Genomic DNA, 21,463 nt, shown 5'->3' on the forward strand with positions numbered 1-21,463 from the left:
ATCGTCGAGCTTGCTTTATAAGTCAATCCATAGGTAGACTCATGTCTGTGAAATGGACTTATACATTATTAATACTACTAATGATCTCATGTTCTCCCAAGCCTCAACTATCAGAGGAAAGAGAAGTAAATAATAAGGTAGAAACGAGTCAAACAGTCCCTACGAGCGCTCCCTCAGATAGTAGAGTTCCCACAGAAGAAACGAATTATAATCCTTCCTTAGTTATTGAGGAAAACTTCAAACAACAACAGCCTGAATGGGAAAAAATATCAGGAAGTTGGGAAAAAACAAAAAACGGCTTCATCGCTATGGTAGAAGACAGCAACAGCCAGTTAGCTATCAATCTAAAAAAGGGTCGAATCATTCTGGCCATCTCTCCTGGACAGCCATCAAAATGGGGCTTCACCCTTATAAGTACCATTCCCTATCAGTTCACCATAGACAACAAAGGAAATCTTCAAATAGATTATCAGGGAATCACCCATAATATCCCCTTAGACCTACGACCTAGTTATTTAATCACTGTAGAATACAGCCAAGGTCAGATACGCCTTTACCAGCAGGATCAATTAAGATTCATACTTGGTGCCATAAAAACAGAGCCTCTGAAAGGATTAGCCATACAAGGGGGGAAAGGGAGTCTGGTCTCATCTGTGAATGTGTATGATGACAGCCTGGCAGAACCTAACTTTTTCTTTTCCCTTCCTCCTAATAAAGTCGGAGATATTGAGGTCAACTGTTATCAGATACTCCCCAATGGTAACACCCTTTTCTACACATCAGCAAAAGCACAAGGCACAGTAAGCTTTAGACTCTTTGATAAAAATAGTTATTTGTTTCAGATCGAACAGGGAAATGACATACTCTGGACACCAGATATAAAGAGCAAAGATTTTGTTATCGAAAACACCTTTGGTGATAAAGCATTAGACACAGTTCTGAAGAATTACAGCCAAAAACTATCGGATTTGGATTTAAAATTAATGGCCAATAGTAACTTTAGCACTGATGATCCCAAGGATCCTTACTATATCGATTACTTACATATATTAAGAGACAAAGAGCAATTACTACGACAATACAGATTCTTAAAGTCAGCCAATCTGGAATCCCCTCCTTTATCAAAGGAAGGAGACTTTTTCTGGCCTCAACAGATACAGGAAATTCCAGAAGAACAGATGTCACAATGGATAGAAATGAGCAAAAGCAATTTCTTTAATGAGACATTAAGACAATTAACAAAGCCCTATGTTCTGAACCGATTCAAAGAACGATTAAGCACCTCTGAGAATCTTGATCCTTTAGTAGCTGAAGTCTTCAAAGAGATTAATGGGGATAGACAGGAATTAGATACTTACTGGGATCAGTGGACAAGTAAACTTAAAGATGGTCTCAGAGATTATTTGAGTTACACTTCCACAATGCCCTACTATGGTTTGGTTATTGACAGGTATTCACAAATGATAAGTCTTAACGAGGTCCTACTCAAAGATACAGCACTCGTTACCCAAGTGGATTCTATGGCTATACAACTCATTAATATAGCCAGTGCCTATGCGCCAGCCCTCTCTATAATAGATGCCTATGGGATCTGGAAGGAACAGCAAAATCCAGAATCAACAGATAGCTTATCCCCCCAGTCCTTGAATTATCTCAAGCGATTTGACGCAGCTATTGATAGACAATATGAATTAATGTCCATGACCAAAGAAGACAATCCCAATCTTCAAAAAGATTTGCAAAGTCAGAATGATCTTCTTGATAATTTGTCCTTCGAAGGACAAAATCTTTTGGACTATAAAAGAAACAATTCACCTGCAGAATTCTATATTCTTGAAAAGAGGATTACAGACCTTAATACAAAATGGGACCGTAACCTTAGTCAGATGAAACCCATAATATCTGACACACAGCAAACGGAGACCTTTTATGGGAACTTAGCCCTTCTAACAGATCAACAAGCTATTGACTTTCTAATTAGATACTATAACTTCTTAGAAGAGTATCTTCTATACAGTTATCAAGCTAGCCAAAATGATCCCAAGGCGATCGAAATGGCGAGAGCCAAAGAGGAAGAGTTTTCCACATTGGTAGCACAGGAAAATAAAATCCGCCTCCAATTAGTGGAAAGTAATCATCCTGACTCACAACTCTTTGACAAGATGACAAGTTCTATCAAAGATAGATTTTTAGAAGCCGCTTCACAACTACAATAAGGATTTAACATGACACTTATCGACTATATAAATGATAGTCCAACCTCCTTTCATGCCGTTGCCAATAGTCTGCAAAAGCTTAAGGAGTCCGGGTATAAAGAAATCACAGAAAAGGAAATCTGGAATCTGGAATGGAATCAAAAATACGTCCTCACCAGAGGAGATGCCGCATTAGTAGCCTTTTATACAGGAGGGGAATCCCCTACTTCAGGTTTTCACATGGCAGCTGCCCATACCGAAAGTCCTTCCCTAAGAATTAAGACATCATCCTTTAAATATCAGGATAATCAATTAACAGCCACAACAGATATCTACGGAGGCCCTATTATTTCTTCCTGGTTAGATAGAGATCTATCTGTTGCAGGAAAAATCACGGCTCTCATGAATGGGGAAATCCTGGAAGGATTTATCAACTGGGCTGAACCTGTGGGCAGAGTCTCTAATGCTCCTATTCACTTCAATAGAAACATAAATAAAGGGAAGGAATACAATCCCCAGACAGAGTTATTGGTAAGTTTTGGAGACGCAACAGAAGAAGAATTCTGGAATCATATCTATCAGGAATTATCCTGGTCCAAAGAGGCAAAAATCATTGGAACAGAGTTATATCTCTATCCTAGTGAAAAAGCTCAAACCATAGGTGTTAAGGCAGATCAGATTGCCGCAGCTCGACTTGATAATTTAGCCATGTGCTATAGTCTCACTGAGAGTATGCTAAACCTTAAATCAGCCTCTCAGATTTCAATCATATTCTTATACGATAATGAAGAAGTAGGTAGTCGCACTCGCCGAGGGGCAGACAGCGCCTTTACAGAACAAATCCTCCGACGTATTCATAACGCCTTAAAAGGTTCACAAGAAGAATATAATGTGCGTATAGCCAATAGCTTTAACTTAAGTGCTGATGCAGCCCATGGATCCAATCCAAACTATTCCCAGGATTTTGATCCAGATTATAAACCTCTGCTCAATAAAGGTCCTGTCATTAAGGTTAATACAAAACAAATGTATGCCACAACATCCTACGGATTCGCCCGTTATGTCCAACTATGTGACCAGGAGAATGTACCTTATCAACAATTCATAATACGCTCTGATAAGCCCTGCGGCTCAACCATAGGACCTGCCGCTTCTTCTCTTACAGGTATCGAAACAGTGGATATTGGTTTACCCCTGATGTCTATGCATTCTATTAGGGAAGTGATATCCAAACTGGATCTGGAATACTTCCAAAAAGTGCTGAACAGCTTCTTGCACAAATAATTCTGATAGTTATTGTCATTTTTTTTATCGAAAAGGGACAATAACTATTGCTTTTATTACTAACTAGTAATATATTTCCGGCTATGAGACAGACCGACTATGGTGAGGAAAACGAAGAGAACTTAAAACTTGTCATTGCTTTACTTCGTACCGTTCAAGATCTTCGTAAGAATGAACTTATTTACATAAAAGACTCAGGTCTAACCATAGCCCAATTTGGCGTACTAGAGACCCTGTACCACAAGGGAGATATGAGAGTATGTGAGATCATTGATAAGACACTCTCAACTGGTGGTAATATGACTGTTATCATTAATAATCTCATTAGGGATGGGCTTATTACTAGATATCAGGATCCAGAAGACAAAAGGGCCTTTATCTGTCAACTAACAGAAAAGGGTGAGGAAATCATCATGTCCATTTGGCCTAAACACCTTAAGGAATTAGGGAAAACCTTCAAGAATCTCAGCCTTGAAGAAAAGCGCCAATTAAGACAATTGATGAAGAAGTTAAATGGTCTATCTTGATTTGACCATTTATTACTAATTAGTATTAGTTAAGGAATAACAATGATTACGGTAAGAAAAGCAGATAAAATGGGAAGCTCTCATCTAGGATGGCTCACTAGCCGGTTCCATTTCTCTTTTGCCGAATACTATAACCCATCGAATATCAACTATGGGGTATTAAGGGTCCTCAATGATGACAGAGTACAGCCCGGAACCGGATTCGATACTCATCCTCATAAGGATATGGAAATCATCTCCTATATTATTCAGGGCGAATTAACCCATCAGGATAATATGGGACATAAACGCAGCTTAACGAGAGGAATGATTCAGTACATGAGTGCAGGAACGGGAGTCTTGCATAGTGAACATAACCAGGGGAAGGATCTATTAAGATTCTTGCAAATATGGATATTCCCTACACACAAAAGCCTGGAACCTAATTATGGTGATTATGAATTCCCCTTAAATGATCGGGAAGGGAAATGGCTTCATATGGTTTCAGGACAAACCAAGGAAGCGCCAGTAAACATACATCAAGACGCAAACATTCATTCCCTTATTCTCCAGGAAGAAGAAAACAATACCTTCACCATAAGTCAGGATAGAATGGGCTATCTCGTTCAAATCGAAGGACAATCCCAGATAAATAACAACCTTCTGGAAGAAGGTGATGCCGCTGAATTATCAGAAGGCGAATATAAATTAAACACACAAACAATGAGTCACTACTTACTCATTGAAATGGCACAACAATGAATATAAAAGAGCCGATAGGAGGAATACAATGGCTTTAGTTTTTGATAGACGATCTGTAAATTTTTTTGATGGTAAGAAAGAAATCAGTAATGACAAACTTAAGGAAATTATTGATTTAGCGAATACAGCACCATCAGCATTCAATCTTCAACCATGGAAGATCATTGCTGTAAAATCTGAAGAAGCAAAAAAGAAGCTTCATCCTTTAGCTTTTAACCAGGATAAGGTATTAGAAGCTCCTGTAACTCTCATCATCGTAAGTGACAGAGAAGGTTACAAATCGGATAAACCAATCTGGACAGAACTCGCTAAAATGATGGGTGAAGGAACAGAAGGAGCACAGCAAATGTCTGCGAACCTTTATGGTACTACTGAAGAAAGAAAGATTAAGTTTGCAGAAAGCAACGCAGGTCTTCTTGCTATGTCTATTATGTATGCAGCTAAACACCATGGAATCGATTCTCACCCCATGAGTGGTGTAGATTTTGACGGACTTAAGAAAGCTTACAACCTTGCAGAGAATGAAGATGTTGTTATGCTTATCTCCTTAGGTTACCATGATTCTTCCAAAGAAGTATGGCCTAAAGGATTCAGAAAACCATTCGAAGAATTGGTTGAAATCCTTTAAGCCCCTCCCCCCTAACCGGCTCCCTAAGAGCCGGTTTCTTTTTGCCCTACCCTTTTCTCTATAATTACAATAAAATATTTAAAGATATACTTTAGGAAAGATTGAAAAAAATAGTTCCTAGGAATAAAGTAGTTTCCATTAGTTTTTAATACAGAGGAGACAATCACTATGAATAAGAAAAACTTAGACTGGAATAACTTAGGATTCTCCTATATTAAAACGGATCACAGATTCGTATCTAACTTCAAAGACGGTGCGTGGGATAAGGGACAACTCGTATCAGATGAAACCATTGTCATCCATGAAAGCGCTGGAGTACTGCAATATTCACAATCCTGTTTTGAAGGAATGAAGGCATACACAACGGAGAAGGGACAAACCGTCATATTTAGACCAGATCTAAACGCTCAAAGAATGGCTGATACCTGTACCAGATTAGAAATGGCCGTTTACCCAACAGAATCTTTTATTGATGCTGTGAAAGCAACAGTTAAAGCCAATATCGAATGGGTTCCCCCCTATGGAAGTGGAGCAACCTTATATATTAGACCGTACATCTTTGGATCAGGGCCTGTTATTGGCGTAAAACCATCTAGTGAATATCAGTTCCGAGTGTTTACCACACCAGTGGGTCCTTACTTCAAAGGAGGTGTTCACCCCTTAACCTTATGTGTAAGTGATTTTGACAGAGCCGCTCCCAGAGGAACAGGGAACATCAAAGCAGGATTAAATTATGCTATGAGTTTACATCCTAGCGTATTGGCCCATCAAAATGGTTATGATGAAAATATTTACTTAGATCCAGAGACGCGAACAAAGGTTGAAGAAACAGGAGGAGCAAACTTTATCTTTGTCACTAAGGACAACAAAGTAGTGACTCCCAAGTCTCCCAGTATCTTACCCTCAATCACAAGAAGATCTCTCATGTATGTGGCCAAAGAATACTTAGGACTAGAAGTAGAAGAAAGGGAAGTTCTCCTGGAAGAGGTAAAGGATTTTGCCGAATGTGGTCTCTGTGGAACAGCTGCCGTTATCTCGCCTGTGGGAAGGATTGTAGATCATGGTAAGGTTATTGATTTACCAAGTGGTATGGATAAAATGGGAACCATCACACAGAAACTCTATAACACACTTAATGATATTCAACTTGGCCGTATAGAAGCACCAAAGGGATGGCTTCAGGTTATCGAATAATATGTCAAAGGATACTCACCCGCAACTATGTTAAGTTGCGGGTTCGTTACACCATACTAGTTTATCGTCTCATCAAGGGGGGACGATTCTTTTCTTGTGGTGAATAAGTAGAAACCAATATTAAAATAAAGTAGAGCGATGATAAGGGAACTCACATCTATATAAGATTTTGTGCTCCACTGAACAATAAAGGCTATCACTTGCCCCACACTAGCTAAAACGTAAATAACACTAAAGCCAATAACGGCCCACCTGTAGTTTTTGGTAGTGAGGACAATAGAAATCAAAACAAAAACCGAGCGTCCGATTTCATAAGGGAGCTTGTCATAACGCATTTGAACAACAAGAAATATTGACCACATTACTGTTAACAAATAAACGATAATACCTATGAGCATATAATCTTTACGTATACCTGATTTCATATTAAACCCTTATTATTTATCTAAGGCATATTTGATCATCTGTTCTGAAGGACGATCAAATAAACTACTGACAGACTCATGGGAATGAATATGCCGCAATGTTTCAGCAAATAACGGGGCGACAGATAAAATCTTTATCTTGTTACTTTTCCAGACAGCAGGATTATAGACCGAATCGGTAGATACCAAAACTTCAATAGGACTATCTTCTATGCGCTTCAAATTATCAGAATTAAGGAGAATATGGCTCAGACAAGCGATAACTCTCGTGGCCCCTTTCTCTATTAAACCTCTGGCAAGATCAATTAAGGTACCACCAGATATGGAAAAATCATCAACAATAACGGCTTCTTTACCAGCCACATCACCAATGATATCCAAAACGATAGCATCATCGTCATAGCCCTTACGAGTTTTATCACCAATGGCCACAGGAAAACCTAAAGCTAATGCAAACTTCCGGGCATCTTTGGCAAACCCTGCATCAGGAGAAACGATAACTGGATTCTTCAATTTCAATCGTTTAATGTACTCTACCAGAATGGGTCTTGCCCTAATATGATCAACCGTTTTGCGAAAAAAACCTTGTATCTGAGGTGAATGGAGATCCATGGTCACAACACGATCAGCACCGGCCATTTCTATGGCATCTGCACAAACACGTGCACGAATCGAAACGCGAGGCTCATCCTTTTTATCCCCTTTAGCATAACCATAATAAGGGATGATAGCTGTAACGGTATGGGCACTGGCACGCTTAAAAGCATCCATCCAGAAGAGTATCTCCGTAAACTGCTCATTAGGATTGAGGCCAATAGATTGAACCAGATAAACATCTTTGCCTCTCACCGTCTCATTAGCCTTAACAAAGATGTTCCCATCAGCAAACTTATGAACAACACCATCTGCGATATCCATATTTAAATAGCGAGCTATCTTAGTGGCAAAGTCTTTGCCCGTGCTTCCTGCGAATATCTTCATATCTTTATAGTCGTTCATTACCTAATCCTTTTATGGAGAAAAGTGTATAGAAAACACCAATATATGCCAAGGAGTCCGCCGATCTATTCGATTTTTTTCAATTTTTCATTAGAATATCCTTATTACTATGTACGAGGCTGCTTATGAAGACATCAGATCTACACTTAGGATCACATTACTTTCCAGATCATACAAGTTTTAGACTATATGCCCCCACCAGTCAAAAAGTAATACTTCATATCTATGAATCAGACAGAGAATTAATGCCCTTCCGAACTCTTAATCTGGAACAAACAGAAAAGGGAATATGGGAAGGGGTGCTTCAAGGGGACTGGCATAACCATTATTATACCTTTCAAACCCTGATTGATGGAGAATTACAACAGGAAGCAGTCGACCCCTATGCAAAGGCCGTAGATAGTATGGGACAAAAAGGTCTCATTGTCGATCTAACACAGACGAATCCCCTGGGCTGGGAACAGGATAACAAACCAGAATTACCCCATCCTACAGATGCCATCATTTATGAAATCCATGTGACAGACTTTTCTATATCAGAATCATCTGGTATACAAAATAAAGGGAGCTTCCTCGGTTTTACCGAGCATGGAACCGTAAGTCCGGATAATGAAGTCACAGGAATCGATCACCTGCAGGATTTGGGAATCACCCATGTTCATCTCCTGCCTATCTTTGACTATTGCGGATCTGAAGAAGGGGTAAGCAATAAAGGCTATTATAACTGGGGATACAATCCTCGTAATTACAATGCCTTAGCCAACTGCTACTCCACCCATCCCTATGATCCCCTGGAAACAATAAAAGAATTTAAGACATTAGTACTGGAACTACATAAAACAGGAATCAGAGTGATTATGGATGTGGTCTATAATCATACAGGCCAGACTCAAAACTCGAACTTTCATCAAATCGTTCCCAACTTTTATCACCGTCAATGGGACAACGGAGAATTCGCTAACGGGTCAGGATGCGGGAACGAAATAGCCTCAGAAAAAGAAATCGTCCGTCAGTACATCCTTGATTCTGTGCTTCATTGGGTAAGGGAATATCATATAGATGGATTTCGTTTTGACCTCATGGGATTACATGATATTGATACGATGAACTTAATAGAGAAGAGTTTGCATGAGATAGATCCCAGTCTATTGATCTATGGGGAAGGATGGCGAGGAGGGGATTCCCCCTTAAATCAGGAGATCGCCGCTGTTAAATTCAATGGTCCCAGACTCCCTGGAATAGGCCTCTTTTCTGATGATATGCGGGACGGGATCAAAGGTCATATCTTCCATCAAGAATCGAGAGGATTCATTTCAGGAGCTACCGATAAGGATGAGACAATCAAATTCGGTATTGCCGGGGCGACCTTACATCACCAGATCAATTACAACCAAGTTCCTTACTCTCAGGCGCCCTGGGCCCTAAGCCCGCAACAAGCGATCAATTATGCTTCCTGCCATGACAACCATACCCTATGGGATAGACTCCTCTTATCCATGGAGGAAGAAGATAGGACCGAGAGAGTTAAAATGCAAAAATTAGCCAATGCCATTGTCCTTACCAGCCAGGGGATACCCTTTCTGCATGGTGGTGTAGAACTATGCCGGACCAAGCAGGGTGTGGAGAACTCTTATAACTCAGGGGAATATATCAACCAAATAGATTGGTCCCGAAAGGCCTTCTACAAGGATGTGTACCTCTATCATAAGGGGCTGATTGCCATAAGGAAGGCCCATCCCGCCTTTCGCTTGACAACGACAGAACAGATTCAAAAGCATCTTATCTTTCTCTCACCACCTCATGCGGGAGTGATCGGCTACCTTCTGAAGAACCATGCAGGAGGAGATAGTGCTAATACCATTCTGGTCTATTTCAATGGACAACCAGAGAGCAAACAAGTCTACATACCAGAGGGCAATTGGACGATTGTCGTTGATCAGGACAGGGCAGAAAACACCGGCTTAGGAACATTGTCAGAAGGTAAGCATGTAATACCCGGAAGATCAGCTTTGGTATGCATTAGCTCATGACAAGTCCTGTATTTTGGTTCATAATATGACTATGAAAGATATTGTACTACTTAATATGTCCGGTGAAGACAAACCGGGAATCATGAGTTCTTTTTTGAATATTCTCAGTCAACACCAAGCTGATATTCTGGATATAGGACAAGCGGTTATTCATAATACCCTTAGTCTGGGAATCCTGGTTCGTATATCAGAAGCCAAAGACTCCCCCCTCCTTAAGGATCTTCTCTATAAAGCTCATGAAGTAGGAGTCAATATTAAATTCACTCCCATCATAGAAGATAATTACTCCTCCTGGGTTAAACAACAAAGACTTCCCCGTTATATTATTACCTTATTAAGTCGTCGTATAACCAGTGATCATTTGGCTCAGGTAACAAAAGCCATCTATGAACAGGAACTCAATATCGATACCATAGACAGACTATCAGGCCGTCTGCCCCTGGAAGAAAACAATGCTCCCAACCGGGCCAGTATTGAGATTGCCGTAAAAGGAGAACCTCGCAATATAAATCAGCTAAGGGAAAGCTTCATGGAGATAAGCCGTAATCAAGGTTTGGATGTAGCTTTTCAGGAAGATACAGTCTACAGACGGAACAGACGTCTTGTATGCTTTGATATGGATTCCACCTTAATACAAACAGAAGTTATTGTAGAACTAGCCAAAGCCGCCGGGGCTGGACAAAAGGTAGCTGATATAACAGAAAGGGCCATGCGAGGGGAGATAGACTTTAAAGAAAGCTTTAAACAAAGGATCAAAACCCTAAAAGGACTTCCTGAGACTGTCCTTCAAGAAATAGCCCAAAATCTACCTATCACGGAAGGAGCAGAAAGGCTCATATCCACCTTAAAACACCATGGCTACAAGACAGCTATCCTTTCAGGAGGATTTACCTACTTCGGTCATTACCTTCAAGAAAAACTGGGTTTGGACTATGTGTATGCTAACCAGCTTGAGATCCTGGAAGGAGAACTAACAGGGAACTATCTGGGAGAAATCGTTGATGGCCAACGGAAAGCAGAACTGCTCCAGCAGATCGCAACAGAAGAAGGCATCACTCTGGATCAGGTTATCGCCGTTGGAGACGGAGCCAATGACCTTCCTATGCTCGCCAAAGCGGGACTGGGAATCGCCTTCCATGCCAAACCCATAGTGCAGGAATCAGCAAAGCAAGCCATAAGCCATCTAGGTCTGGATGGCGTTTTGTATTTGTTAGGATTCCGAGACCGTGATATCATATGACCTATAAAGATTTATATAATAAGTTCAAGTATGCCTTTCGAGGTATCATCACCGCCTTCACAACGGATAATAGCTTTAAATTCCATTTGATAGCTGCCCTAGTCGTCATGATTATGGCGATCTTATTGCATTTTACTATCATCGAATGGATTATAGCCTTATTCAGCATAGCTTTTGTAATCGTGGCGGAGATGTTCAACACAGCTATTGAATATCTAGTCCGTCTCATTACGGATACCTATCATGAAGAAGCGGAAAAGCTTCTGGACATCAGTGCAGGAGCTGTTCTCCTCGCCTCAATCACAAGTATTGTCGGAGGAGTCCTTATACTATTAAGAAGGATTATTTAACATGCCGACCCGCCCAATCGTTGTAGTCACCGGAATTTTAGAAAAAGAGGGTAAATACCTCATCACCAGAAGGAAAATGGAACAAAACACAGGGGATCAATGGGAATTCCCAGGTGGTAAAGTCCAGAGCAAGGAAAGTGACCAGAAAGCTCTCATGAGGGAATTCAAAGAGGAATTAGGATTAACTGTAGAAGTGAGCCAATTCCTTTGTGAAATCAACTTCACCTTTGCCAATGGAAAACCAGGAATCTTACGGGCTTATACTGTCGAATACCAAAAGGGCAATATGACACTCTATGTACATGAAGAGGCCCGTTATATATTTCCCCATGAATTAGGGAAATACGACTTCACCCCAGCCTACCTCGAGATTTTAGACAAATTACAGCAGATGAGTTATTCCAAAGTCATTAATAGAGCAGAACAGCTTCGTAATGAAGGAGAACACCAGAAAGCCCTGGAGCTTTTACAGGATTTAAGTAATAGCCAACCGAAGAATCCCATAATCCACTATCATCTAGCCTGGACATTACAAAGCATGGGAGAAGAAGACTCTGCCCTCACCCACTATGTAAAAGCTCTGGAATATGGACTGGAAGGGGACAAAAGACGGGAAACCATCTTTGGTTTAGCCATTCAGGATCTATTCCATAACCGTCTGAGCGCTTGTCAGGACAAACTCAATCAAGCGGCAGAAGAATGTGGATTTGATTATGACATTCAAGTATTTCATAGTATATTGGACTTCAAGAAGGACAATATAAAGTCCGGACTGGAGCAATTAGTAAATGTCATTATAGAGACAACGAGTTCAGAATCTGTCAAAAAATATAAACAGGTTCTTCAATATCTTATTCAAAATTGGTAGGAAATTATGGACAATAGGATCAAAGACATAGACAAACAACAAAAAGTACTAGAAAAAGAAAAACAACAAATCATCCTGGATATAGCTAGAGAAGCGGAAAAGCTTAACCCAAAAGATACACAGGAAGGGCATATTCCGCTCTTGCTGAATAAATCAAAGGAAATCCTCGAAAAGCTGGATGAAAAGCAAAAAGATATAGAGCACATACACAGTCTGGAAGAGGAAAAGACAGAATTAACCTCCCGGATCCAGGAAAATCAAAAGCAGATAGCCAATATTGAAAGGAAGATCAGCCCCCATTATGAGACAATTGGGAAATTAGCCTATACGAAAAGCCAGGAAGAAGCAGATCTCATTCCTTCAAGTCAAATAAAAGAAATCGAAGAAATCCTCGCTGATATTGATGAAGAAAAGTCTGAAGGACGGGACGGTAAAGAAAACAACCTCATCTCCTTTGGGAGGGAACTATTTAAAAAAGGAAAAGTCTCCCTCAAGGAAAGCCAACTAACAGCAAAGTATAAGAAACTCGGTCAATCCATCTTATCCATGAAAGCCTGGGAACAACTGGATATGGAACCAGAGCTCAAGGACAGCATAACCGAGTTGATACGCAATAGGTCAGAACTGGATACGGCAAATAAGGAAGCCCAATCCACATTGGATAACCACAAACAAGAACTTAAGGATCTTAAAGAGGCACAAATCCTCAAAGACATAGACAGCCTGAAAAAGGTGCTCTTCAATCATCGCATACTACTTGGTCGAGAGTTTCTCGATACGATAGCAGGAATGACCAATGATGAGGGCCTTCAAGAGTTACTGTCAAAGCTCAACAAGAATGAAGAGAACTCAAATCTGTTAAAATTAGAAGCAGAAGAGATTGAAAGAAATGAAAAAATTAGTGATCTATCTGAAGAAATCCAAAAGCTAAGCAGCGACATTAAGTCCCTGGAAGATAATATTCAGAAGAAAAAAGCCAAACAGCAAGCTCTGGAAGAAGAAAAGCAAAACCTGGAAAAAGAAGGGGAAGGCAAATAGCCTCCCCTTTTCTATCTATATATTACTTTCTATTACGAGCCTGTTTACGTTGTTGGGCACCTAAGATTGTTTTACGTAATCGAATAGATTGAGGTGTGATTTCTACCATCTCATCTGCCCGAATAAAGTTAAGAGCCTGTTCCAAAGTAAGGGGAACGACAGGAGTAAGAACAACGTTTTCATCCCGACCGGAAGCTCTCATGTTTGATAACTTCTTTTCCTTAGTAGGATTAACGTCAAGGTCATTATCTCGGTTATGCTCACCTACAACCATTCCTTCATAGACTACATCACCAGCCTGGATAAACATTTTACCCCTTGGTTCAAGGTTGTATATTGCATAAGGAACCGCTTTTCCCTGTCTATCAGCGACAAGGGAACCGGTACTTCTGGAAGGGAATTCTCCTCTAAAAGGTTCATAACCATCTACATAGGAGTGAAGCATTCCTGTACCTTTTGTATCTGTTAAGAACTCATCCCGATAACCAATAAGAGATCGACTAGGAGCTGTGAATTCCATTCTAACTCGGCCAGTACCGTTATTGACCATGTTAGTCATTAGACACTTACGAATCGATAGTTTTTCCATAACCACACCCATGTAAGGTTCGTCACAGTCAACACCTAAGTATTCGATAGGTTCTAAAAGCTTACCATCTTCATCTCTTTTGTAGATTACTTCAGGTCGCCCTACACATAACTCATAACCTTCCCGTCTCATGGTTTCAATAAGGATAGCCATTTGAAATTCTCCACGGCCTTTTACAATGAAACCTTCCCCTTCTGAATTCTGTTCTATCTTAATAGCAACGTTTGTCAAAACTTCTTTTTCTAGTCTCTCCCAGATTCTGGAACCTTGTACAAACTTACCTTCCTGTCCAGCAATAGGTCCTGTATTAGCGGTAAACTTCATAGATACTGTTGGTTCATCAACTTGAATACGAGGAAGAGCAACAGGTCTTTCTTTGGTACAGATAGTATCTCCGATGGTTACTTCTTCAATACCAGCAAGGGCAATAATGTCCCCTGTTTGTACCACATCAACATCTTCATAATCCATACCTTTATAGGCTTGAAGCTTACTAACACGGAGGGCCTTAGCCTTACCATCAGCGCCGATACACACTAAGGGGGCATTAGCTTTTACGGAACCAGAAGCGACTTTACCAACACATATTCTTCCTAAAAAGTCAGAATAATCCAAGTCGGCTACAAGCATCTGGAAGGGATCTGCTGGATCATATTGAGGGCCAGGGATTTCCTCTACTATGGTGTCGAATAAATCAATAAGATTATCCGCATCACCATCAATATCTTTCTTAGCAATACCATCACGACCGATAGCATAAAGTAAGGGAAACTCTAACTGATCTTCTGTAGCATCCAAATCAATAAGGAGGTCATATACCTCGTTAAGAACTTCCTGTGGTCTGGCATCTGCTCTATCAATCTTGTTGATGATACAGATCATGGGAAGACGATTCTTAAGGGCCTTCTGTAATACAAATCGTGTCTGAGGTAATGGTCCTTCAGAAGCATCAACCAACAGGATAACACCATCAGCCATTGAGAGAGATCGTTCCACCTCTCCGCCGAAGTCAGCGTGCCCCGGAGTATCAATGATATTGATTTTAACCCCTTTCCAATTAACGGAACAGTTCTTAGCGGAGATAGTAATTCCCCGTTCTCGTTCCAAATCCATACTATCCATTAGCCGGTCATCGACCTGCTGACCTTCGCGAAATATTCCACTCTGCTTGAACATGGCATCAACTAATGTTGTTTTTCCATGGTCAACGTGAGCTATAATGGCCACATTCCGAATGGCTTTGTTTTGTTCTAAACTACTCATGAACAGGAGAATATCTTAAATGGCCTTGCAGGTCTAGCCAGAGATTGATTGGTTGTGTATTTTGAAGCTATGAATTTGACAATAACGACACCAGCTTTGTTATTTCCGGCCATTAGTTTGCTATTATTGGCCTATACTAACAGATATCTCACGTTAGCATCGTTAGTTAGGGATCTCCATGATCGTTATAAAAAGTTCTCCGAAGACCATTTGACCGGTCAAATCAAGAACTTGAGAGTTCGTATCAAAATCATTAAAAACATGCAGATCCTGGGTGTGGCCAGCTTTTTTCTCTGTGTGGCGACAATGCTTGTTCTATTCGTAGAATGGGAACTAGCAGGTACCATATTATTCGCTATTAGCCTGATTCTTCTTCTAGCTTCTTTGGCCCTTTCCATTGCGGAACTTCGCATATCGGCAGATGCCCTGGATATTCAGCTTCAGGATTGTGAATAGGGACAGAAGGATCCGTAACAAAAAGAGAATCCCAAAAAGATAAACTAGCACATCAGCGAAGTTAAAGATTCCCATGCCTATGCGCCTGGTTAAATATTCTGAACTAATAAAATCCACAGCCCCATAGGGGGGAATGAGATAATTAACGGCGTTGCCCAAGGCTGCCGCCAGTAGCATTCCCCATAGATAGGCATAGGACTTGATCTTTGTGTAATGGAAAAAGAGAAACACCATCCAAATGATACCACTGAACTTAATAAGGGCGATACTTCGAGGGCTCCAGGAGTGGAGGAAGCCAATTGATGGCAGCTGTATGTTAATGTAGGAAAGGCCATATATGAGAGCTATAAAAATTACGATCCGTAGCTTGTCGCCTCTAATAATCTTATTAACTAGCAGAAAGAGAGAACCATAAAGAAAGCCCAATAATGCTGAGTAGATAGCAGCATCCACATTATCCATTCCCAGGTAGAATGTTCCTGCACCGAAGGGTGTCTTATTATAAGTCAGGTAAAAGGATAGATCATCATTAATGGGGACGTACTCGTTGAAAGGTAAGAGGAGCACCGCTAGTAGCTTGGTTACTGCGTCTATGAGGAACAGGAAGATGGGGAATTTGAGTTTATTCATGTATGTTTTAAAACTCCCTTAAATAGGGCCTTCCCTTCTAATATAATCATCACTTCGTTAAAAAACCTGTTCCTCATGGTGTATGCAATATTTCTTATATTTAACAATTTCTTAACACTCTTATCCTATATTCAGGAAGGGAGTTAGTCATGAAAAAAAAGAAAGTCTTATTTGTCTGTGTTCATAATAGTGCAAGAAGCCAACTAGCGGAAGAGTCTCTACGAATAATATGGAAGTGAATGGTTTGAAGTCGAAAGTGCTGGTTTGGAACCGGGGAATATCAACCCTTATGTTATTGAAGCATTAAAGCTTGAAGGAATCGATGTCACTCAGAAACAAACGAAAAGCGTTATGGATTTGTTTAAGGCTGAAAGACAATATGATTATGTCATTACTGTTTGTAGCAGAGATGTGGAAGAGAAATGCCCAGTATTCCCAGGAACAATGAAAAGAATGAACTGGCCGTTCCCTGATCCTGAAAAATTTCAAGGGAGCAAGGAAGAAATACTCCAACAGGTCATTGAACTTAAAGATGTCATAGGTGAAATGATTAAACAATTTATCGAAGCGAAAACAAAATAAGAATCTTATAGGGGGATAGGATGATCCCCTTTGTTTGAAAGGAAACAAAGATATCAGGTACTACTTAGGAACCTCTGTGATTTCAGTATTTACAAGCCAAACACAAATTGTTAAGTACTTTTGTTAAGCTAAATAAGAAAAAAAGCACAAAAAACTTCAAAATTCGCAAAAAAAGTTTCAAAAAACTTCTCGATATTCCAGAAACAGCTGAGAAGAAGCCTATGTAAGGGGAAGAACCAAAGCCCACAAGCCAAGGACCCAAGCATACCGGCTTTCACCCCCTCTCCTTACCCCCGAGCGTTGCTCAGGGAAATAAACAACAAAAGAAAAGGAACACGACAACAAAGCAACCCAACGCCAAAGGCCACGGCAAAGGGAAACAAGGTTACAGAGTTCCAGGCTTACGAAAAAAATCAGTAAGCCGCAAGGGCAGGCAAGAGCAAAGTTCAAAAAAGTGAACTTGCCAGAAAGCCGAAAGTCGAAAGATTTGTCCCAAGGACAAGGAAGAGATCTGAAGCCAAAGCGCAGTGTACTCCCTGTACATGAGCATTTGTCTTCAGATCGATGACGCCGTAGTTGGGACAAAGATGAGACGCCCCAGGAGAGTTATATTTATGATTAATTACTATTTACACCAAAACAAACTAGGAACAGCAAAAGAAGACAGCCTCTTCATCGCCCGAGTCAAACCCAATCTTCATGTTAACCATGATGATATGATTGGCTTGATGGCGAACAAGAACACCACCGTATCCCGACAGGACATTGTGGTTGTTATGGATCTACTAAAGGAAGTGTTAGAAGAACAACTGGTATTAGGAAATACGGTTAGTACGAACATTGGACGCTTTTATGTATCCCTGGGAGGAGGCTTTGCTTCGACTTCCGATGAATATGATAATACTAAGCATAGCCTTAGGATAAAAGCTAAACCTAACACCCAATTAGTGAGTACCGTGCAAGGTAAGAGTAGCGTTTCCAGAGTTCGCTATAATCCTGTGACTCCTGTTATCGATACGATCTATGATATGACAAGCCAAAGTTTTAGTTCTGATTTAGTAGCAGGTGCTCTTATTGAACTTAGGGGTAACTTATTTAAGGGTGAAGATTCTGATAAGGCAGGAGTGTTCTTTGTTAATTCTGATACGGATGTTGTGACTAAGATCAGCTCTGTTTATAGGACTTTGCCTTCTAGTATTTTGCTCTCTATACCCGAGGATTTGGAAGCAGGGAATTACACGGTTGAGGTTCGGACTATGTCGGGATCTGTGTTGAGAACTGGATCTTATTATGATGAAGTGACTGTTATGTAGATCTCCCGTAGAACTTGTTTAAGTGATAATTTAAGCCCTCTTGGTTACGGCCAAGGGGGCTTTTTTATTTGTCCAGTGGAGAATTCTGTAGGTGACAAGTGTGGGTGAGGGAATTTGTCAATTGAGGAATTCTGTCATTGTCAATTGTCAGGTTGTCTGGGTGACAGGCTAAAATTGTCTGGGTGACAGGCTAAAATTCTGTCAGTGGCAATTGGGAGGGGGGAGATATGGGTAACAGTTGAGGTTCAGGATGGGATGGCAAACCCAATTATGTCACTTTTTACGAACATATATTCATATTGATCTAATCTGTCTTTCATATGGCCCTCTGAACAGTTGTTAATATTGTTCATAACTATTGATTTTTTTTTACATTGATTGAGGATTTGCGTTTATAATGGGGATTATTTTGTATTTTTTAGGATTTTATTTGATCACGGGAAAAGTTGGGATGTAGTATGTTACATTCACAAAGGACAAAATTGAGGAGTAATATGAAAATTGATATCCATGCACATACAAAAAAAGTAAAAAGCGGTGATGCTCCTCAAAGAAATATAGATGTTGAAAGATTTTATCAAATAATTAGAGAAACAGACGTACAAATTTTAGCAATTACGAACCATAATCATTTTGATTTAGATCAATATTCAAGTTTTAGGGAAAAAGTAGAAGAATATTGTCAAATTTGGCCAGGTGTAGAATTAGATGTTCAAATAAAAGACGGTAGAGGTCATTTATTAATAATTGTTAATCCTACAAATTCTGAACAATTATCAGAAGAGATGGAAATATTACTTTCTCACTCGAGTGAAGAAAACTTATCGTTATCAATACAACAGGTAACTAAAATTTTTGACAAATTAGATCCAGTATATATATCTCATTATAATGTAAAGAAACCAGCATTTTCAGATGACGATATAGAACTTCTTTTAAGCTTAGTTCAAAATAAAAATAGAGTTATAAAAGAAGCTATTGATTCGATTTCATGTGGAATCTTTTTAAGTCATGGTCACAGATCAATTTATGGATCTGATGTTACCAATTGGGATGACTACATTAGCAAATCAGAAGATCTACCGAATTTAAGATTACCCGTGGACAGCTTTGAACAATTTTGTTTTTTGTTACAAAAAGATGATTCCACAATAAATAGCATTTTAGAAAAGAAAAATTATGAAACAATAGTCCTTAATCCTTTTGGAGAAGATGAGCCTATTTCACTAAAGATTTACAATGATATAAATATTCTATTTGGATCTAAAGGAACAGGAAAAACTGAAATCTTAAAATCATTGAAAGAGTATTACAACAATCGTGGTATGAAAACAACCGTATATGAATCAAATAATGTTAATCTTTATGATCATTATGATATAAAAAGAAATAGTTTTAGATTTAATTTTGAACAAAACGGTATTGATTCTTGTGAGGAAGAAATTACATTTTTAAGAGATTCTACAGAATCAGGAATAACAAGTATTTCACAATACAAAAATTATTACACGAATGAGATTCGAAATAAGATAGCTAAAAAATTAAAAATTGATAAATTAAAACTTATTGACGATTCTGAATATCATAGAAAATTCTCAAAAATTGATGAATTATCACGAACTATAGATGATTTCTATAAATACTACTCAGATAACAAATTGTTTAAGGAAATCATTGGAGAGGTAATCCTTCAAAAATTTGATGTATTATTTAATGAAATTTACGATCTTATTGATAATGATCTTGAAGAAAAATATATAAATTATCAATCAACCAAATTTTTTAATACAATTGTTAATGTATTCAATAAACAGGTGAGTCGAAAAACTGGACAACCCAGAAAACCTACAAGTTGTGGTTTTAAATCTTACGCGAGTAATAGAATTAATGTTGAAAAATCAATAAATAAAATTACAGATACACTAGAAATAAATATAAAACCAGCGAAAGAGCTCGTTGGTAATTTAGGAAAAAAAGGTAACCTATATTGCCAAACAAATGTTAAATTCCAAAATGGAAAAATTTCTAAAAGTGAATATAAACCGATTATCGGCCGACAAAAAAATCCACAAAAATACTTTGCACGAAAATTATATAAAGTGAAAAGTAATGTATATGAAAGCCAGCTTTTTGAGCATATTTCAGAGTTAATATCTGATGAGTATGAAGAAATCACGAGTCTTGAAGATTTAATACTATTTTACAGACATTTCTCAATTGAAGATGAATTATATAATCCTTCAAATGGTGAATCCTCAATGCTACTATTATACAATGAGTTAAAACAAGAAAAAGATGTCTACATGATAGATGAACCAGAAAAAAGCTTAGGAAATGATTATATAAGTGATGTTATCGTTCCTTTATTAAATGAACATGCAAAACAAGATAAAAGAGTCATTATAGCAACTCATGATGCTAATATCGCAGTGCGTACTTTACCATACAATTCAATATATAGAGAGCATGATATAAAACAATATAATACGTATGAAGGAAATCCATTTTCTAATAACCTTATTTGTTCTAGTGATATAACAAAAAAAATTGACTGGAAGGAAATCAGTATGAGAACACTAGAAGGTGGAAAAAATGCATTTGGGGAAAGAGGTAAAATTTATGGAAATGTATAATGCTGAAATAACAGAGGACGGAGAAAATAAATTTCTTACTTTAGAATTACCAGACAATGAATTACATATACCTCTAACTGAAGATGAAGAACAAAAGATAAAAGAAATATTTAATATACTTATTAAGGAATTAAAAAAAGGTGAATTTAACTTTCAATTTGAACAAACAAGAAATAACCTCTATCAAAACATATCAGCAGAATATATAAGTCACCTCAATATAGAATTATCAGCAGTATATAATGAACTTAATGATTTTGGATTATTAGATTAAAAGTAACACATGGGATATAACAAAAAAATGAACCTGTCAATATCCGTTGTCATGCAAATTGCTTGCGCAATTTACACGCCAATCCCTTTGGGACGATCTTTCAGGTTATTTTGGCGTTATATTGATATAGGGTAAAAGTTAAAATATGATTTAATGGGATAACCATCAAATATTTAACAATATGAGATAATCGACTAAGAGGTA

The 21,463-nt window shown here is 38.8% G+C and carries 20 protein-coding genes; 16 read left to right on the plus strand and 4 right to left on the minus strand.

The features are described from left to right. The first annotated feature begins 47 nt into the window (after positions 1–47). The 6 genes from K345_RS0100375 (at position 48) to K345_RS0100400 (ending at position 6,569) form a co-directional block, all read left to right on the plus strand. Positions 48–2,216: a hypothetical protein gene (locus K345_RS0100375; protein ID WP_156888247.1), complete on the plus strand. Its 2,169-nt coding sequence runs from the start codon at positions 48–50 to the stop codon at positions 2,214–2,216. Positions 2,217–2,225: 9 nt separating this feature from the next. Beyond that, the gene (locus K345_RS0100380) at positions 2,226–3,479 is read left to right on the plus strand and encodes a M18 family aminopeptidase (RefSeq protein ID WP_028972482.1); all 1,254 of its coding nucleotides are present in this window, start codon (positions 2,226–2,228) and stop codon (positions 3,477–3,479) included. Between the two features lie 83 nt (positions 3,480–3,562). Beyond that, the gene (locus K345_RS0100385) at positions 3,563–4,006 is read left to right on the plus strand and encodes a MarR family winged helix-turn-helix transcriptional regulator (RefSeq protein ID WP_037570799.1); all 444 of its coding nucleotides are present in this window, start codon (positions 3,563–3,565) and stop codon (positions 4,004–4,006) included. Between the two features lie 42 nt (positions 4,007–4,048). Continuing rightward, on the plus strand, positions 4,049–4,747 hold the full coding sequence (locus K345_RS0100390) for a pirin family protein (protein WP_028972484.1): 699 nt from the start codon (positions 4,049–4,051) through the stop codon (positions 4,745–4,747). 28 nt (positions 4,748–4,775) lie between these two features. Then, a complete protein-coding gene (locus K345_RS0100395) occupies positions 4,776–5,375 on the plus strand; it encodes a nitroreductase family protein (protein WP_028972485.1) in 600 nt (199 codons plus the stop codon). 162 nt (positions 5,376–5,537) lie between these two features. Further along, on the plus strand, positions 5,538–6,569 hold the full coding sequence (locus tag K345_RS0100400) for a branched-chain amino acid aminotransferase (RefSeq protein WP_281169294.1): 1,032 nt from the start codon (positions 5,538–5,540) through the stop codon (positions 6,567–6,569). A 56-nt stretch (positions 6,570–6,625) separates the two neighbouring features. Here K345_RS0100400 and K345_RS0100405 read toward each other — a convergent pair whose 3' ends face one another. Beyond that, positions 6,626–6,994, minus strand: a complete 369-nt coding sequence (locus K345_RS0100405) for a hypothetical protein (RefSeq protein ID WP_028972487.1) — start codon at positions 6,992–6,994, stop codon at positions 6,626–6,628. 12 nt (positions 6,995–7,006) lie between these two features. Next, the gene (locus K345_RS0100410) at positions 7,007–7,993 is read right to left on the minus strand and encodes a ribose-phosphate diphosphokinase (RefSeq protein ID WP_028972488.1); all 987 of its coding nucleotides are present in this window, start codon (positions 7,991–7,993) and stop codon (positions 7,007–7,009) included. A 125-nt stretch (positions 7,994–8,118) separates the two neighbouring features. On the opposite strand from K345_RS0100410, the gene pulA reads away from it, so the two are divergent. From pulA to K345_RS0100435, 5 genes are read left to right on the plus strand one after another with little or no spacing between them, the layout of a single operon-like run. Continuing rightward, positions 8,119–10,023 carry a type I pullulanase gene (gene pulA / locus K345_RS0100415; protein ID WP_037570680.1) on the plus strand — a complete coding sequence of 635 codons (1,905 nt, stop codon included), beginning with the start codon at positions 8,119–8,121 and terminating at the stop codon, positions 10,021–10,023. 31 nt (positions 10,024–10,054) lie between these two features. Beyond that, entirely contained in the window at positions 10,055–11,263 is a 1,209-nt protein-coding gene (gene serB / locus K345_RS0100420) for a phosphoserine phosphatase SerB (protein WP_245584588.1), read from the plus strand. Next, positions 11,260–11,613, plus strand: a complete 354-nt coding sequence (locus K345_RS0100425; RefSeq protein ID WP_028972491.1) for a diacylglycerol kinase family protein — start codon at positions 11,260–11,262, stop codon at positions 11,611–11,613. The genes serB and K345_RS0100425 overlap by 4 nt, the downstream gene beginning before the upstream one ends. A 1-nt stretch (position 11,614) precedes the next feature. Next, positions 11,615–12,481, plus strand: a complete 867-nt coding sequence (locus K345_RS21975; RefSeq protein ID WP_053227935.1) for a (deoxy)nucleoside triphosphate pyrophosphohydrolase — start codon at positions 11,615–11,617, stop codon at positions 12,479–12,481. Between the two features lie 6 nt (positions 12,482–12,487). Then, the gene (locus K345_RS0100435; protein ID WP_028972492.1) at positions 12,488–13,519 is read left to right on the plus strand and encodes a hypothetical protein; all 1,032 of its coding nucleotides are present in this window, start codon (positions 12,488–12,490) and stop codon (positions 13,517–13,519) included. Between the two features lie 22 nt (positions 13,520–13,541). Here K345_RS0100435 and typA read toward each other — a convergent pair whose 3' ends face one another. Continuing rightward, positions 13,542–15,371, minus strand: a complete 1,830-nt coding sequence (gene typA, locus K345_RS0100440) for a translational GTPase TypA (protein WP_028972493.1) — start codon at positions 15,369–15,371, stop codon at positions 13,542–13,544. A 69-nt stretch (positions 15,372–15,440) separates the two neighbouring features. On the opposite strand from typA, the gene K345_RS22695 reads away from it, so the two are divergent. Continuing rightward, positions 15,441–15,827 (plus strand): DUF2721 domain-containing protein, encoded by a 387-nt coding sequence (locus tag K345_RS22695; protein WP_083963576.1) that lies wholly within the window; start codon positions 15,441–15,443, stop codon positions 15,825–15,827. On the opposite strand, the gene K345_RS23000 is transcribed toward K345_RS22695, so the two are convergent. After that, positions 15,747–16,457: a signal peptidase II gene (locus K345_RS23000; RefSeq protein WP_028972494.1), complete on the minus strand. Its 711-nt coding sequence runs from the start codon at positions 16,455–16,457 to the stop codon at positions 15,747–15,749. The genes K345_RS22695 and K345_RS23000 overlap by 81 nt on opposite strands. 264 nt (positions 16,458–16,721) lie before the next feature. Between K345_RS23000 and K345_RS19095 the strand changes: the two genes are divergently transcribed. The 4 genes from K345_RS19095 (at position 16,722) to K345_RS0100470 (ending at position 21,259) form a co-directional block, all read left to right on the plus strand. Further along, entirely contained in the window at positions 16,722–17,039 is a 318-nt protein-coding gene (locus tag K345_RS19095; protein ID WP_245584589.1) for a low molecular weight phosphatase family protein, read from the plus strand. A 614-nt stretch (positions 17,040–17,653) separates the two neighbouring features. After that, on the plus strand, positions 17,654–18,352 hold the full coding sequence (locus tag K345_RS0100460; RefSeq protein ID WP_028972495.1) for an HU family DNA-binding protein: 699 nt from the start codon (positions 17,654–17,656) through the stop codon (positions 18,350–18,352). Between the two features lie 494 nt (positions 18,353–18,846). Continuing rightward, the gene (locus K345_RS0100465; protein ID WP_028972496.1) at positions 18,847–20,985 is read left to right on the plus strand and encodes an ATP-binding protein; all 2,139 of its coding nucleotides are present in this window, start codon (positions 18,847–18,849) and stop codon (positions 20,983–20,985) included. After that, positions 20,972–21,259 (plus strand): hypothetical protein, encoded by a 288-nt coding sequence (locus tag K345_RS0100470; RefSeq protein ID WP_037570683.1) that lies wholly within the window; start codon positions 20,972–20,974, stop codon positions 21,257–21,259. The genes K345_RS0100465 and K345_RS0100470 overlap by 14 nt, the downstream gene beginning before the upstream one ends. Positions 21,260–21,463 lie beyond the last annotated feature (204 nt).

Origin of the sequence: Spirochaeta cellobiosiphila DSM 17781 (assembly GCF_000426705.1) — a bacterium.
GTDB classification, from domain to species: Bacteria; Spirochaetota; Spirochaetia; order DSM-17781; family DSM-17781; genus Spirochaeta_E; species Spirochaeta_E cellobiosiphila.

Coding starts and splice junctions, on each gene's coding strand:
- K345_RS0100465 (WP_028972496.1), top strand. CDS start 18,847: ATGAAAATTGATATCCATGCACATACAAAAAAAGTAAAAAGCGGTGAT.
- K345_RS0100425 (WP_028972491.1), top strand. CDS start 11,260: ATGACCTATAAAGATTTATATAATAAGTTCAAGTATGCCTTTCGAGGT.
- K345_RS0100390 (WP_028972484.1), top strand. CDS start 4,049: ATGATTACGGTAAGAAAAGCAGATAAAATGGGAAGCTCTCATCTAGGA.
- K345_RS21975 (WP_053227935.1), top strand. CDS start 11,615: ATGCCGACCCGCCCAATCGTTGTAGTCACCGGAATTTTAGAAAAAGAG.
- K345_RS0100380 (WP_028972482.1), top strand. CDS start 2,226: ATGACACTTATCGACTATATAAATGATAGTCCAACCTCCTTTCATGCC.
- K345_RS0100405 (WP_028972487.1), bottom strand. CDS start 6,994: ATGAAATCAGGTATACGTAAAGATTATATGCTCATAGGTATTATCGTT.
- K345_RS0100470 (WP_037570683.1), top strand. CDS start 20,972: ATGGAAATGTATAATGCTGAAATAACAGAGGACGGAGAAAATAAATTT.
- K345_RS23000 (WP_028972494.1), bottom strand. CDS start 16,457: ATGAATAAACTCAAATTCCCCATCTTCCTGTTCCTCATAGACGCAGTA.
- K345_RS0100435 (WP_028972492.1), top strand. CDS start 12,488: ATGGACAATAGGATCAAAGACATAGACAAACAACAAAAAGTACTAGAA.
- K345_RS22695 (WP_083963576.1), top strand. CDS start 15,441: ATGAATTTGACAATAACGACACCAGCTTTGTTATTTCCGGCCATTAGT.
- K345_RS0100395 (WP_028972485.1), top strand. CDS start 4,776: ATGGCTTTAGTTTTTGATAGACGATCTGTAAATTTTTTTGATGGTAAG.
- pulA (WP_037570680.1), top strand. CDS start 8,119: ATGAAGACATCAGATCTACACTTAGGATCACATTACTTTCCAGATCAT.
- serB (WP_245584588.1), top strand. CDS start 10,055: ATGAAAGATATTGTACTACTTAATATGTCCGGTGAAGACAAACCGGGA.
- K345_RS0100385 (WP_037570799.1), top strand. CDS start 3,563: ATGAGACAGACCGACTATGGTGAGGAAAACGAAGAGAACTTAAAACTT.
- K345_RS0100410 (WP_028972488.1), bottom strand. CDS start 7,993: ATGAACGACTATAAAGATATGAAGATATTCGCAGGAAGCACGGGCAAA.
- typA (WP_028972493.1), bottom strand. CDS start 15,371: ATGAGTAGTTTAGAACAAAACAAAGCCATTCGGAATGTGGCCATTATA.
- K345_RS0100460 (WP_028972495.1), top strand. CDS start 17,654: ATGATTAATTACTATTTACACCAAAACAAACTAGGAACAGCAAAAGAA.